Annotated in this window: 11 protein-coding genes; 4 read left to right on the top strand and 7 right to left on the bottom strand. The window is 72.1% G+C overall.

Translation table 11 applies throughout. The features are described from left to right. Nucleotides 1–176: 176 nt before the first annotated feature. Both ACFY8W_RS06055 and ACFY8W_RS06050 read right to left on the bottom strand, forming a co-directional pair. A complete protein-coding gene (locus tag ACFY8W_RS06055; RefSeq protein ID WP_391100785.1) occupies nt 177–2,765 on the bottom strand; it encodes a SpoIIE family protein phosphatase in 2,589 nt (862 codons plus the stop codon). Nucleotides 2,766–3,042: 277 nt separating this feature from the next. Next, nucleotides 3,043–4,098: a SpoIIE family protein phosphatase gene (locus ACFY8W_RS06050; protein ID WP_391100783.1), complete on the bottom strand. Its 1,056-nt coding sequence runs from the start codon at nt 4,096–4,098 to the stop codon at nt 3,043–3,045. A 318-nt stretch (nt 4,099–4,416) separates the two neighbouring features. Here ACFY8W_RS06050 and ACFY8W_RS06045 point away from each other — a divergent pair, with 318 nt between their 5' ends. The 3 genes from ACFY8W_RS06045 to ACFY8W_RS06035 all read left to right on the top strand — a co-directional run bounded on the left by ACFY8W_RS06045 (nt 4,417) and on the right by ACFY8W_RS06035 (nt 8,229). Next, on the top strand, nt 4,417–5,076 hold the full coding sequence (locus ACFY8W_RS06045) for a TetR family transcriptional regulator (RefSeq protein ID WP_391100781.1): 660 nt from the start codon (nt 4,417–4,419) through the stop codon (nt 5,074–5,076). Between the two features lie 493 nt (nt 5,077–5,569). Next, the gene (locus ACFY8W_RS06040) at nt 5,570–6,943 is read left to right on the top strand and encodes a GH1 family beta-glucosidase (RefSeq protein ID WP_391100779.1); all 1,374 of its coding nucleotides are present in this window, start codon (nt 5,570–5,572) and stop codon (nt 6,941–6,943) included. A 14-nt stretch (nt 6,944–6,957) separates the two neighbouring features. Further along, nucleotides 6,958–8,229: an MFS transporter gene (locus ACFY8W_RS06035; protein WP_391100777.1), complete on the top strand. Its 1,272-nt coding sequence runs from the start codon at nt 6,958–6,960 to the stop codon at nt 8,227–8,229. Between the two features lie 13 nt (nt 8,230–8,242). On the opposite strand, the gene ACFY8W_RS06030 is transcribed toward ACFY8W_RS06035, so the two are convergent. Then, nucleotides 8,243–8,428 (bottom strand): hypothetical protein, encoded by a 186-nt coding sequence (locus ACFY8W_RS06030; protein ID WP_391100776.1) that lies wholly within the window; start codon nt 8,426–8,428, stop codon nt 8,243–8,245. A 704-nt stretch (nt 8,429–9,132) separates the two neighbouring features. Between ACFY8W_RS06030 and ACFY8W_RS06025 the strand changes: the two genes are divergently transcribed. Further along, nucleotides 9,133–10,203 (top strand): hypothetical protein, encoded by a 1,071-nt coding sequence (locus ACFY8W_RS06025; protein ID WP_391100774.1) that lies wholly within the window; start codon nt 9,133–9,135, stop codon nt 10,201–10,203. Here ACFY8W_RS06025 and ACFY8W_RS06020 read toward each other — a convergent pair. The 4 genes from ACFY8W_RS06020 to ACFY8W_RS06005 are packed head-to-tail and all read right to left on the bottom strand — an operon-like array spanning nt 10,200 to nt 13,045. Beyond that, nucleotides 10,200–11,684 (bottom strand): cytochrome P450, encoded by a 1,485-nt coding sequence (locus tag ACFY8W_RS06020; protein WP_391100772.1) that lies wholly within the window; start codon nt 11,682–11,684, stop codon nt 10,200–10,202. The genes ACFY8W_RS06025 and ACFY8W_RS06020 overlap by 4 nt on opposite strands. Beyond that, on the bottom strand, nt 11,681–12,304 hold the full coding sequence (locus ACFY8W_RS06015) for an ATP/GTP-binding protein (RefSeq protein ID WP_391100771.1): 624 nt from the start codon (nt 12,302–12,304) through the stop codon (nt 11,681–11,683). Before ACFY8W_RS06015 ends, ACFY8W_RS06020 begins: the two co-directional genes overlap by 4 nt. Further along, a complete protein-coding gene (locus ACFY8W_RS06010) occupies nt 12,285–12,641 on the bottom strand; it encodes a DUF742 domain-containing protein (protein ID WP_391100769.1) in 357 nt (118 codons plus the stop codon). Before ACFY8W_RS06010 ends, ACFY8W_RS06015 begins: the two co-directional genes overlap by 20 nt. Continuing rightward, on the bottom strand, nt 12,638–13,045 hold the full coding sequence (locus ACFY8W_RS06005) for a roadblock/LC7 domain-containing protein (RefSeq protein WP_391100767.1): 408 nt from the start codon (nt 13,043–13,045) through the stop codon (nt 12,638–12,640). The genes ACFY8W_RS06010 and ACFY8W_RS06005 overlap by 4 nt, the downstream gene beginning before the upstream one ends. Between the last annotated feature and the right edge of the window lies 1 nt (nt 13,046).

Here is a 13,046-nt window from a genome sequence, read left to right as displayed (position 1 = left end):
GCGCGGCGGCAACGTCGACGCGCTCGGCCGTGGGGGCCGGAGTGCGGTCGCACGCCGGAGCCGGGGCCGGCTCGCCCTTCCCGGGCGGGCAGCGCGCACACCAGTTGCGGTCGGGTGACCGGCCGTCGGGTCGGCACAGGCCCTGGGAGCGACTGGCAGTCCGGACGGCAGCGGACCTAGGAGACGGTTCGGTCGGCGGCGGGCAGGAGCTGTTCGGCCCAGATGACCTTGCCTTCGGGCGTATACCGAGTGCCCCAGTGCTCGCTGATCTGTGCCACCAGGAACAGCCCGCGGCCTCCCTCGTCCATGCCCGCCGCGTACCGCAGGTGGGGGGCGGTACTGCTGCTGTCCCACACCTCGCAGGTCAGGGTGCGGTCGCGCAGGAGTCGCACGTGAACCGGCGCCGCGCCGTACCGTATGGCGTTGGTGACGAGCTCGCTGAGGATCAGTTCCGTGCTGAAGGCGAGCTCCTCCAGCCCCCACTCCTCGAGCTGCTCGGCCGCGCGGCTGCGCACGACACCGACCTCGCTCGGGTCGAACGGAACGTCCCACTCGGCGACCCGGCCGGGCCCCAGGGTGCGGGTCCGGGCGATGAGCAGCGCGATGTCGTCGGACGGCTGACTGGGGAGCAGGGCGTCCAGTACGGCGCGGCGGCTGGCGCCCGGGTCCCGGTCGGGGTGGCTCAGTGCCGTGCGCAGCCTTTCCACGCCCTCCGCGATGTCCCGGCTGCGTTCCTCGACCAGCCCGTCGGTGTACAGGACGAGCTGACTGCCCTCCGCCAGGCGCAGTTCCGTGGCCTCGAACGGCATGCCTCCCAGTCCCAGCGGGGGGCCGGCCGGCAGTTCCGAGATCGTCGTCGTGCCGTCCGGGGCGACCACGAGGGGTGGCATGTGTCCGGCCCGTGCCATGCTGCAGTTCCGGGAGACCGGGTCGTAGACGGCATACAGGCAGGTCGCGCCCAGAACGCCGCCTTCGGGGGCGATGCCGTCGCCTTCCTGGTCCATGCGCTGGACGAGGTTGTCGAGACGGGCGAGGAGTTCGTCGGGCGGCAGGTCCAGGGAGGAGAAGTTGTGCACGGCCGTGCGCAGCCGCCCCATGGTGGCGGCGGCGTGCAGACCGTGGCCTACGACGTCTCCGACGACGAGACCGACGCGGCTTCCCGGCAGCGGGATCACGTCGAACCAGTCCCCGCCCACGCCGAGCTGGGCCGGCTGGTAGAAATGCGCGACGTCCACGGCACTCTGCTCGGGCAGGTCCTGCGGCAGCAGGCTGCGCTGGAGCGTCACGGCGAGATGGTGTTCGCGGGTGTAGCGGCGGGCGTTGTCCATGGTGATCGCGGCGCGGCCGACGAGCTCCTCCGCCAAGGACAGGTCGTCCTCGTCGAACGGCTCCGGCTTCTGCGACCGCCAGAAGTTGACCACGCCGAGCACGACGCCCCTGGCCTTCAGGGGAGCGGCGATGAGCGAGTGGATCCCGTAGTCGACGATCGCCGATGTCCGGGGCGGGTCCTGGGCGTGCCAGCCCGGCGCGTCACGCAGATCGGGTACGAGTTCCGCCGCGCCCGTGCCGTAACCGCGGGCCTGCGGCGTGGACGGCAGGAAGTCGATCAGAGTGCCGAGCGGGTACAGCGGGTGATCGGTGCGGATGCCGTTGACGGCCGTGCGCCGCATGTCGGCGCCCGGGCCGGGCTCGTCGCCCTTCAGCACCGGGTCGGCCAGGTCGACCGTCACGAAGTCCGCGAACCGGGGGACGGCGACGTCGGCCAGCTCCTCCGCGGTCCGCACCACGTCGAGCGTGGTGCCGATGTCGCCCCCGGCGTCGTAGAGCAGCTTGAGCCGTCTGCGGGCCGTCTCCGCCCGGCTGCTCAGGAGCTGCATCTCGGTGGAGTCACGGATGGTGACCGCCGAGCCCTGCGGGCGGCCGCCGGGGCTGGTGGGCCGCTGGTTGACGACGAGCAGCCGGTCCCCGGCCTCCAGCACCTCGTCGGTGGCGATGCGGCCGGACAGCAGCAGGTCCGCCATCCGGCGGTCCATGCCGACCTCGTCGACCGGGCGCCCTTCGGCGTCGTCCGGCAGGTCGAGCAGCCTCCCGGCCTCGTCGTTCGCGAGGAGCAGCCGTCCTTCGCCGTCGGTGATCAGCACCCCTTCGCGGACGGCGTGGAGCACCGCGTCGTGGTGCTCGTACATGCGGGTCATCTCCTGCGTGCCGAGCCCGTGGGTCTGTCGGCGCAGTCTCCGGCTGATCAGGGCCGTGCCGACGGTGGCCAGCGCCAGACCGCCGGCGATGGACAGGAGGATGACCGGAAGCTGCCGGTTGGCCACGCCGGTCACGCTCTTCACCGTCAGACCCGCCGAGACGAGGGCGACGACCTCGCCTTCGGGCGAGGTGACCGGCACGACCGCCTGGATCTCCTTGCCGAGGGGTCCCTGCACGCTCTCGGTGTGCACCCGCCCGGCGAGCGAGGGCTCGATCGTGCCGACGAACCGCTCGCCGATGCGATCGGGCTGGGGGTGGCTGTAGCGGATGCCCTGGGTGTCCATCACCACGATGAAGTCCACCCCTGCGGCCTTGCGCGTCTCCTCGGACAGGGGCTGCAGAACCGAGGACGGGTCCGGCGCCTTCAGCGCGTCCTGGAGGCCCAGGGACTTCGCGAAGGTCTGCGCCACGGAGACCGACCGGTTGCGCGCCTCCCGGTCGATGTCGCTCCGCGACTGCAGCACCAGGGCCAGCAGGGCCCCGGCGGCGAGCAGCACCACGATCGCCACCTGTAGGACGAAGACCTGCCCGGCGACGCTTCCGAATCTTCTGCCTAGGCTCGACCGCACCGGCACGCCGGAGACGAGAGACAGGAGGGGCTCACAACCCCAGTTGTAACACCTCCCCGCCGCCAGGTCTCCCGTGCTCACGGTAAGCGGCGGGGTCGCCTCACAGGGTGTCCGCTCCGAGGGGCGGCGGAGACGGGCGACCAGGCGGGAGTGCTCCGCTGTGACGCAGGTCAGAGGCCCTGGCCCAAGCATCCGACGCCGCGTCCCGCGGGGTTGTTCACCGCGGTTCCGTGGCTTCGTGCTCGCGCAGGCGTACGGCGAGGGCGGCGATGTCGTCGTCGAGGCGCCCTCTGCTGTAGCGGAGGAGGTCGCGGTGAAGAGCGGCGAGCAGTTCGCGTGGCTGCGCCGGGGCCTGTCGACTCATCCACGTCGCCAGCGGGAAGAACTCGCCGTCGTGCGCGCGCGTCTCGGCGATCCCGTCGGTGTAGAGGAGCAGCAGGTCACCGGGGGCGAAGTCGTAGGTCTCGACGTTGTAGTGATCGCCGATCAGCTCCGCGAGGCTCAGCAGCGGCGAGGGGACGGCGGGCTCGAGGACACGGAGCGTCCCGCGGTTCAGGAGCAGTGGCGGAGGGTGCCCGCAGTTGAGGAGGTGGATGCGTCTGCCTTCGTGCGGGATCTCGACGAGGAGAGCGGTGGCGAAGCGCTCCATCGGCCCCTCGGGCGGAAAGGCGGCGTTGTAGCGGGTGCTGCTGGCGTCCAGCCTGCGCGCGACGTCGACCATGTCGGTCTCGCTGTAGGCCGCCTCCCGGAAGGCGTTGACGATCGCCGCGGCCGCCCCGACCGCCGGCAGGCCCTTGCCCCGCACGTCACCGATGAGCAGCCTGAGCCCGTACGGCGTGTCGGCCGCCTCGTAGAAGTCCCCGCCGATGCGCGCCTCCGCCGCAGCCGCGAGGTACAGCGACTCGATCTCGACGTTCCGGAAGCGGCGGGGCATGGGACTCATCACCACCTGCTGTGCCGCGTCGGCGACGAGCCGGACCTGGAAGAGGGTGCGCTCCCGCTGGAGCCGGAGATGGCTCCCGTACGCGGCGGCCACCGTGACCGCGATGATCCCCGCGGCCGTCCACCACGTTCCCAGGTCGGGGAAGACGAGGCTGAGGCCGATCATCAGGAAGAGGCAGACCGTCCCGAGCAGCACGGTCGGAAGCACCGGCCACATGGCGGCGGCCAGGGCCGGCGCGGCGGGCAGGAGGCGGCTGAACGCCATTTCCGGCGGAGTGGCGTAGGCCAGGCTCGCAATGACGATGGTCAGGATGACCGGCGACAGCCGCACAAGTCTTCCCGGGCCGGGGAGCCGACGGAGCCGCGGCCGTCCAGACTCGATCACACTTCACAGAATATCTGCGCGATGAAGGCGCAGCGCTCTGGCGAATCCAGAGGCCTCCGCCTGTTCTGGACCGCAAGACGGCCGGAGCGCAGCGGGGGCGCCCGTCACCGACACCCAGGAACCGAACATACTGGCGAATATCTCGCGAGGGGCATCGTGCCGCTGATGAGCGGCGGCGGCTCGGGGTGCCGGGGCCCGGCTGGGCCCGCGGTCCGTGCGGGAGGGCGTGCTAGGTTCCCTGCGTCGGACGACCGGGAGCGTGGGGTGACGGAAACAACGGGACCGCAGCCGGCGTCGCGGGCGCGCCTGCGGCGGCAGCCGCAGCAGGCGCGCAGCCGGGCCCGGGTCGAGGCGGTCCTGGCCGCGGCCGACCGGATCCTGTCCCAGGAGGGGTACGAGGCGCTGACGATGCGGCGGATCGCCGAGGAGTCGGGCGCGCCGGTGGGCAGCATCTACCAGTTCTACCCCGACAAGAGCGCCGTCGTGGACGCGCTGGGCCGGCGGTACCTCGAGGCGTTCCGGACCGCCATCGACGACCTCGTGGAGCGGGCCGTCGCACGCGGGCTGCCCGACCTGGTGGGCACCATGGTGGATGTCTACGCCGATCTTTTCCGCACCCAGCCGGGCGGCATGGCGCTGTGGGCCGGGCGGCACCTCAGTCCCGAGCTCGCCCGCGCCGACGAGGCGAGCAACGCCCTCATCGCCGAGGGGCTGCAGCGCATCGTGGAGCACCTGACGGGCCGGGCGGGCGGCGAGCAGGTGCGACGGGCGACGCGGATGGTGGTGTGGGCCGCCAACGCCGTGCTGCACGAGGTGTTCAAGGGCGGCGGCGAGCCGGACCTGGAGACGGTCGACGAGCTCAAGCGGATGCTGGACGCCTACTGGGAGGATCTGCGCGGCCGGCTGTCTGCCGCGGAAGGGTGAGCGGGGGCGTTCCGCTGCTCGTCGTGCCCGGGCGCCACGGGAGTGCCGTCGGACGGCCGGCCCCTCTGAGCTGACCTTCCTGACCTCACTTGCCCCGCCTTGCCCTGCCCTCCCTAGCCTTGCCCCGCCCTCCCTAGCCTTGCCCTCCCTGCCTTGCCCTGCACGGCCTTCCCTTCGCTCGCCTGCCCGCCCGGCCCGCCCGCGGAGCACCTCACGCCCCCCGCCCCGTCGGACTGCGGGGCACCTCACGCCCGGCCGGCCCGTCGGCCCGCGGAGCACCTTACGCCCGGCCGGCCCGTCGGCCCGCGGAGCACCTCACGCCCAGCCCGCCCGCGAAGCCCCACCTCGCGCCCCTCCGACCCATAGAACACGAACATCGGTTCATGTTAGGGTGCGGCCCACTCGGACGGCGGCGCGGACACCAACAGCCGTCCCCTTACGCGTCGTTGGGGCGGCCCCGCACGGGCGTTCCGCGTACCGGCAACGGAGGCAGGTGCCTGTGACCACGAGCTCCACCGACCCCGTACGGCTTCCTCGGTTCCCGGAGGGCTTCGTCTGGGGCGCCGCCACGGCCGCGTACCAGATCGAGGGCGCGGGTGGGCAGGACGGCAAGGGTGCCTCCGTCTGGGACACCTTCGTACGACGCCCCGGGGCCGTGCGCGACGGCCACACCGGCGACGTCGCCTGTGACCACTACCACCGGCTCGCCGAGGACGTCGCGCTGATGCGCCGGCTCGGCCTCGACGCGTACCGCTTCTCCGTCTCCTGGCCGCGCGTGCTCCCCGCCGGTGCGGGGCGGGTCGAGCCGCGCGGCCTCGACTTCTACGACCGGCTGGTCGACGCGCTGCTCGACGCCGGGATCGAGCCGACCCCCACCCTGTTCCACTGGGACCTGCCGCAGGCCCTGGAGGACGAGGGCGGGTGGCTGAACCGGGAGACCGCGCACCGGTTCGCCGAGTACGCGGCCGTGACCGCGGAACGGCTCGGCGACCGGGTCAAGCGGTGGATCACCCTGAACGAGCCCTTCGTGCACATGTCCTTCGGCTACGGCTTCGGCGTCCACGCGCCGGGCCGCGCGCTGATGCTGGACGCGCTGCCTGTCGCCCACCACCAGCTGCTCGGCCACGGGCTGGCGACCGCCGCCCTGCGGGCCGCGGTTCCGCACGCGCAGGTGCTGATCGCCAACAACTGCACGCCGGTGCGCCTGCGGCCCGACGCCCGGTCGGACGAGGACACCGCCGCGGCCTCGGCCTACGACGTCCTGCACAACCGGCTGTTCAACGACCCTATCCTGCTGGGCAGTTACCCGGACCTGTCCGCCTACGGCATGACCGACCCGGAGTGGGGAGGGGTGGTGCGCGACGGCGATCTGGCCACGGTCGCCGAACCGCTGGACGGTCTGGGCATCAACTACTACAACCCGACCTGGGTCACCGCTCCCGCCGACCCCGCCGCCGGACTGCCCTTCGACCTCGCCGAGCCGCAGGAGGCTTACCGGCGCACCGCGTTCGACTGGCCCGTGGTCCCCGACGGGCTCACGGAGCTGCTCACCGGTCTCGCGACCCGCTACGGCACGGCCCTGCCGCCGGTGTGGATCACCGAGAACGGCTGCTCGCAGCCGGCCGGACTCCAGGACCAGGAGCGCATCGACTACCTCGCGGGACACGTCGCCGCGGTCGGGCGCGCCATGGACCGAGGGGTGGACGTACGTGGCTACTTCACCTGGTCGCTGCTGGACAACTTCGAGTGGGCGGAGGGCTATCACCAGCGCTTCGGCCTGGTCGAGGTCGACTTCGCCACCCTGCGTCGCACGCCCAGGGCGAGCTTCGCGTGGTACCGCGACCTCATCGCCTCCCAGCGGTCCTGAGCGACGGAGTCACCATGGCCCCTGCCCCCGCGGCGGACGACGCGGACGCCGTGTGCGCCGCCGTCCTGGCCGAGCCCACCGTCCCGGTCACGGCCCCGTGGACGGCGAGCCTCTCGCTCGCCACGCTCGCCGTCTTCATGGCGTTCATGACGCCCATCCAGATCCTGCTGCCGCTCCAGCTCGAGCACATCGACCCGCACGACAAGAACGCCGCGCTCTCGCTCGTCACCGGTCTCGGCGCGCTCGTGGCGGTGATCGCCAATCCGCTCGCGGGCGCCTGGTCGGACCGGACCACGAGCCGCTTCGGCCGCCGGCGGCCCTGGATCCTCGGGGGCGCCCTGGCCGGGGCGGCGGGGCTCGCGGTGACCGCCTCGCAGCACACCGTGGCCGGGGTCGCCGTCGGCTGGTGCCTCGCGCAGGCGGGCCTCAACGCGATGCTGGCCGGAGTCACCACCCCGATCGCCGACCGCGTGCCGCTCGGCCAACGCGCCCAGGTCTCCGGCTGGACCGGCCTGATGCAGTCCGTCGGCCTCGTGCTGGGCGCGCTGGTCACCACCCTCCTGGTCACCGGCGTCCTGTCCGGCTACGTGACCCTGGCCGTGCTCACCGTCGCCCTCGCCCTCCCCTTCGTGCTCCGGTACGCCGAGCCGCCGCTTCCGTCGGAACTGCGCCCCGCCTTCGACGCCCGCGCCTTCGCGCGCTCGCTGTGGCTGAGTCCTCGTCGGCACCCCGACTTCGGCTGGGCCTGGCTCACCCGGTTCCTGATCAACCTGGGCAACGCCCTGGGCACCCTCTACCTCTTCTACTTCCTGGCCGACGCCGTCCACTACGGCGACCCGGGCACCGGCGTACTGGTCCTCACGCTGGTCTACACCGCCTGCGCCGCGCTCACCGCCGTTCCCGTGGGGGTGCTGTCCGACCGCGTCGGGCGCCGCAAGGGTTTCGTCGTCCTGTGTGCGCTGGTCATGGCCGCCGCGGCGCTGCTCCTCGCCCTGTTCCGCACCTGGCCGTCCACCCTCGCCGCGGCAGCGGTCCTCGGCGCGGGCTACGGCGTCTACCTCGCCGTCGACCAGGCCCTGGTCACCCAGGTCCTGCCCGAGGCCGCGGACCGCGCGAAGGACCTCGGCGTCATCAACATCGCCAACTCGGGCCCCCAGGTGCTGGCTCCCGCCCTCGCCTCGCCGGTCATCGCCCACCTCGGCGGCTACACCGGCCTCTACACCGCCGCGGCCCTGGTCATCCTCATCGGCGGCCTCCTGGTCAGCCGCATCCGTGGCGTGGCCTGAAACCCTCCGTGCGTCAGCAGGGGCCCTTGTCCTGGCCCGTGCCGCACACCGGTCCGGGATCCTCGTAGATCGAGATCAGGAAGGCGATCCAGGCCACCAGGGCCACCACCGTGCCGATGCGCCAGAGCAGTTCGGCGCGGCCGCGCAGGCGCTTGCCGGGCTCGCCGCCGGTCTCCTCGTTGTCCTCTTCGCTGTTCATGGTCCCCCCTCGGATGAGCGCGCCGGAGGGATACCCGCGACACACCGGCCGCAACCGGGGTGCGGATGCGGCCAATCGGAGGCACACGGTCCGGGCGCACGGGTGCCGGCCGGCGAAAGCGGCGACGCGGGTGTCTTCCGCACCGCTCCCGACCCGGCGACGGGCGAGCAGCGGACCGTCGGCTCCCTGACGCTGTCCGCCGATGCTGCGCCGCCGGTGTCCACGGTCCGTATAGCGGCCGGTACTCGATGCCCGCCCGCTGTCCCCGCGCGCCGGTGTGCCGGGCGTACGCTCCGGCGCGAGCGCCCTCGCGCGCCTACGGTTCCGACGGCGGCGCCCAGGAGGGGCCGTGGGAGCGCACGCTCGTCGTCGCGCGGGGTGGCCGACTCCGGTCGCCGCCGCGAAGGCGCTTCCCCGACCCACTCCTGTGGTCAAGGGGGCGCGGGTTCACACCTGTCGTCCCGGCCCTGCGGAAACGCAGGTCGGAAGCCGTTCTCTCGGGATCGAGAGGGCGGCCTTCGGCGCGTTCGGAGCCGGGGCGGGCGCCCCGGTGATCGCGGGTGCGCGGGGGCATGGGTGCGGATCGGGCCAGGGCGGCAGGTTTGGGGCACCCTCCGGAGGGAATGGACGGCGGTCAGTGGCACGGGCAAATTCAGTCGCGCCGTCGAACTGATGGCTGATTCTGAGGGGGAGGTGGAGTGACCATGACCATGCCCGCCGTCGAGCTCCCCGAGTTGTGGATGCCTCATCCGCTGCGGGTCAATCCGCACCTGCCCGGTCTGCGCGCCGAGAGCGAGACCTGGGCGCGCGAGATGGGCATGCTGAGCGGCGCGGAAGGACGGCCGGACGGGCCGGACCGCCGCGCGATCTGGACCCGGCCCCAATTCAGGGCCATGACGGTCGACCAGCTCACCGCCTGGACACTTCCGGACGCGGCCCCGGACGACCTCCGGCTCAACCACCGGTTCAACGTATGGGCACTGGCGTGGGACGACTACTTCGCCTCCGCCTTCAAACGCACGGGTGACTTCCAGGGCGCCCTGGAGTTCACCGCCCGGCTCCACGCCTTCCTGCGGCCGGAGCCGGGCGTGCGGCTGCCGGAACCGACGAACGCCGTCGAGCGGGGAATCGCGGACCTCCAGCAGCACCTGTTCCCGCCGAGGCTGGCGCACTGGCGGCAGGAGTTCAACCGGGCTCTGGCGCGGTACGTCGACGCGGGGGTCCAGGAACTGGCCAACAGCCGCGCCGGCCGAGTGCCGCACCTGATCGATTACGCGCCCTTCCGGCGCGACAGCTTCGCCGCTCACACCGCGCCCTACTCCGTCGAACTCTCCACGGGTGCACGAATACCCGAGCGGGTCCGACATAGTCGGACCGTCCACGGACTGCTGGCCGCCTTCATGGACGTCATGGGACTCGCCAACGACATCGCGTCCTACGAACGGGAGGTCCACGAGGAACGAGACGTCAACAACCTGGTCGTGGTCATAGGGACGTCCATGGGAATCCCCCTCCACGAGGCCGTTCCCGCCGCCGTCCATCTGGTGAACTCCCGCATGCGCGACTTCGAGGACCTACGGCGGGACGAAATCCCGCGCCTCGCCCGCCAGTTCGGCTTACGTCAGGACGAGCGGGCCGAGCTCGACACCTGGATCAACGGAGCCTGCGGCTTCCTCTCCGGTCTCCACGCCTGGTACACCGGAGCCCCCCGATACGCCGAGGAACGATGCGAAGGGGGCACCGGCATGTGCGCTCCGGCACCCCCCTCCCTCTAGTCCCGCCCGTCCGCCCGCGTCGTCCGGCGTCGGCGCAGGAGGCGTCCGAGGCGCGTCCACCACCCGGCGCGCACCTCGGGCCGCCGGCCGGTTTCCGGGCCGCTCGCCCGGACCGTCTCCGTCGGCGCCGCCGGCGTGGGCTTCCCGCTGGTCTGCGGCGGCGGGGCCGGCAGCGGGGCCGGAAGCTGTTCGCCCCTGGGCGGGCGGGGGGCGAACGTGACGGGCAGCGCCGTCAGGTGCCGGGCCCAGGTGGAGGAGCGCCAGCTGAGCTCCTCCTCGGGAACGGCCAGGACGATGTCCGGGAGCCGGGTGAGCAGGATGTCGATGCCGGTGTCGGCGATGATGCGGCCGATGTCCTGGCCGGGACACTCGTGGCTGCCGGCGCTGAAGGACAGGTGCGCGCGGTTGTGGTGCACCGGGGTCGCGGGGTCCGGGCGGATCGTCTCGTCGACGTTCCCGGCGGCGAGGCCCAAGAGGAGCATGTCCCCGGCCTTGATGTGCTGACCGCCGAGCGTGGTGTCCCCGTTCGCGAAGCGGGCGGGGCACACCATCAGCGGGGGCTCGTCCCAGAGGACCTGCTCGACGGCCTCGGGCAGGGTCATCTGCCCGCCGGCCAGCGAGCCGCGGAACCGCGGGTCGGTGACCACCATGCGCAGGACGTTGGACATGAGGTTGGCCGTGGTCTCGTAGCCGGCGAGCAGGATGAGGCGCAGGTGCTGCATGACCTCCTCGTCGGTGAGGTTCGCCGGATGGGCCAGCAGGGCGGAGGCGATGTCGTGCCCCGGGCTCACCTTCTTGTCCCTGACGATCTGTTCGAGGCTCTCGACCACGAGCGCGTTGCTGGCGAGCGAGGTCTCGGTGGCCTTGAACAGGTCGCGTGCGGCGTGCACGAGCCGCGGAGCGCCCTCCTCGGACATGCCGAGGAGGTGCGTGAGGGTGAGCATGGGAAGCTGCTCGGTGAACCGGTCGACCAGCTCGGCCTCGCCCTTCTCGCAGAACGAGTCGATCAGTTCGTGCGCGAAGCGGTTGATGTGGCGCCGGACGCCACGGTGGTCGAACTGGTCGAGCGAGGCCGTGACGGCTCCGCGCAGCCGCTGGTGCTCCTCGCCGTCCGCGTTCACGCAGTCGGGACGCCAGCCGATCATCGGCACGAGCGGCGAGGTCTCGGCGTCGATCTCCCCGCTCGTCCAGCCGTGCCAGATCCGGGGGTCGCGGGAGAACTGGGTGGAGCGGGTGGCCACGTCCCGGTTCTCGGTGTACCCGAGCACGAGCCAGGCGCGTACGTCTCCCTCGAGCAGGACGGGCGCCACCGGACCATGGGCGGCGCGGAGTTCCTCGTACAGGCCCATCGGGTCCGTCTCCGCGACGGGGCCGTGCAGCCGGGTCCGGCCGCCGGTTCCCGTGCCCACGTGGGCCGGGCAGCCCGGCGGCGGGAGGACCCCGGGCTCCTCGGTGGCGTGTTCGGAGGATGGAAGGGTCATGCGGTCTCCTGGGCGGCGAGGGTGCACAGGTAGACCATCAGCGAGAGCAGGGCGTCCCGGCAGGACGCCCGGTCGCGCGCGTCACAGGTGACGATGGGGACGGAATCGCTGAGGGCCAGAGCCGTGCGCAGTTCTGGTACGGGGTAGTGCGGAGCCTCCGGAAAGGCGTTGACGGCCACGACGAACGGGACGCGGCGGTCCTCCAGGCGGGTGACGACCTCGAAACAGACTTCGATCCTGCGGGTGTCGACGAGGACCACGGCGCCGAGCGCGCCTTCGAAGATCCCGTTCCACAGGAACCAGAAGCGCTCCTGTCCGGGCGTCCCGAACAGGTAGAGCACCAGCTCCTCGTTGATGCTGATGCGGCCGAAGTCCATCGCGACGGTCGTGGTGTTCTTGCCCGCGGCGCCGGGGTTGTGGTCGATGCCGACGCCGGCCTGGGTCATGGTCTCCTCGGTGGTGAGGGGAGGGATCTCGCTCACCGCTCCGACCATGGTCGTCTTGCCGACACCGAAGCCGCCGACGACGACGACCTTCACGCCCCTGGCGCCGTGGGGCAGCAGCAGGTCGGTGTCACGCGGGCCTGCCTTGGGCGGCGCGTCAGAGTTTGCGTAGTCCATGGATCACCGCCTCCAGTAGGCCGCGGTCGGGATAGGCCGCGACGGGCACGGGTGCAATCGCCTCCACGTGTTCGTCGGCGACGAGCTGGGAGAGCAGCACGGTGACGACGCTGAACGGAAGGGTGAGGTAGGCCGACACCTCGGCCACCGACAGCGGGTACTGGCACATGGAGAGGATGGCCGCCGGCTCGGGGGACATCGAGGGTTCCGGTTCGGACCTCGCCGCGATCAGGGTGACGAGGTCGAAGCTCTTGGCCGAGGACTCCGCGCCGCCGGTGATGACGTAGAGCGGAACGGGTTGGGCCTCGTCCCAGGGATCCTGGTTCTCCGACGTCACATCGCCTGCCGGACGTCATCACGAGGCGGACTGGTCATGTTCCGGCCGATCCGGACCACGAGCGTGCGCATGCGGTCGCCGAGCAGGCCCGCGTCCACCTCCGGGTCCGCCAGGACCGCGAGGTACGCCCCGGGGCCGGCCGCCATCAGGGAGAAGTAGCCGGCGTCGGCCTCGATCCCGACCATGTGCGTCGAGCCGTCCCCGTGCGGGAACATCTGCGCGATGGCCCGGGCCAGGCTCTGGATGCCCGAGCAGGCGGCGGCGATGGCGTCGGCCCGGTCGGGAGCCGTCTCGGCCTGGCCGATGCACAGGCCGTCCGAGGAGAGGACGACGACGTGTCGTACGTGCGGAACGCCGCCCACGAGCTCCTTGAGCATCCAGTCAATGTTGGGCAGTGGCTGCATG

It is taken from the genome of Streptomyces sp. NPDC012637 (genome assembly GCF_042954805.1).
GTDB lineage: Bacteria > Actinomycetota > Actinomycetes > Streptomycetales > Streptomycetaceae > Streptomyces.
This window is presented reverse-complemented; position numbering and strand designations above follow the sequence as displayed.

Coding starts and splice junctions, on each gene's coding strand:
- ACFY8W_RS06035 (WP_391100777.1), top strand. CDS start 6,958: ATGGCCCCTGCCCCCGCGGCGGACGACGCGGACGCCGTGTGCGCCGCC.
- ACFY8W_RS06030 (WP_391100776.1), bottom strand. CDS start 8,428: ATGAACAGCGAAGAGGACAACGAGGAGACCGGCGGCGAGCCCGGCAAG.
- ACFY8W_RS06025 (WP_391100774.1), top strand. CDS start 9,133: ATGACCATGCCCGCCGTCGAGCTCCCCGAGTTGTGGATGCCTCATCCG.
- ACFY8W_RS06020 (WP_391100772.1), bottom strand. CDS start 11,684: ATGACCCTTCCATCCTCCGAACACGCCACCGAGGAGCCCGGGGTCCTC.
- ACFY8W_RS06015 (WP_391100771.1), bottom strand. CDS start 12,304: ATGGACTACGCAAACTCTGACGCGCCGCCCAAGGCAGGCCCGCGTGAC.
- ACFY8W_RS06005 (WP_391100767.1), bottom strand. CDS start 13,045: ATGCAGCCACTGCCCAACATTGACTGGATGCTCAAGGAGCTCGTGGGC.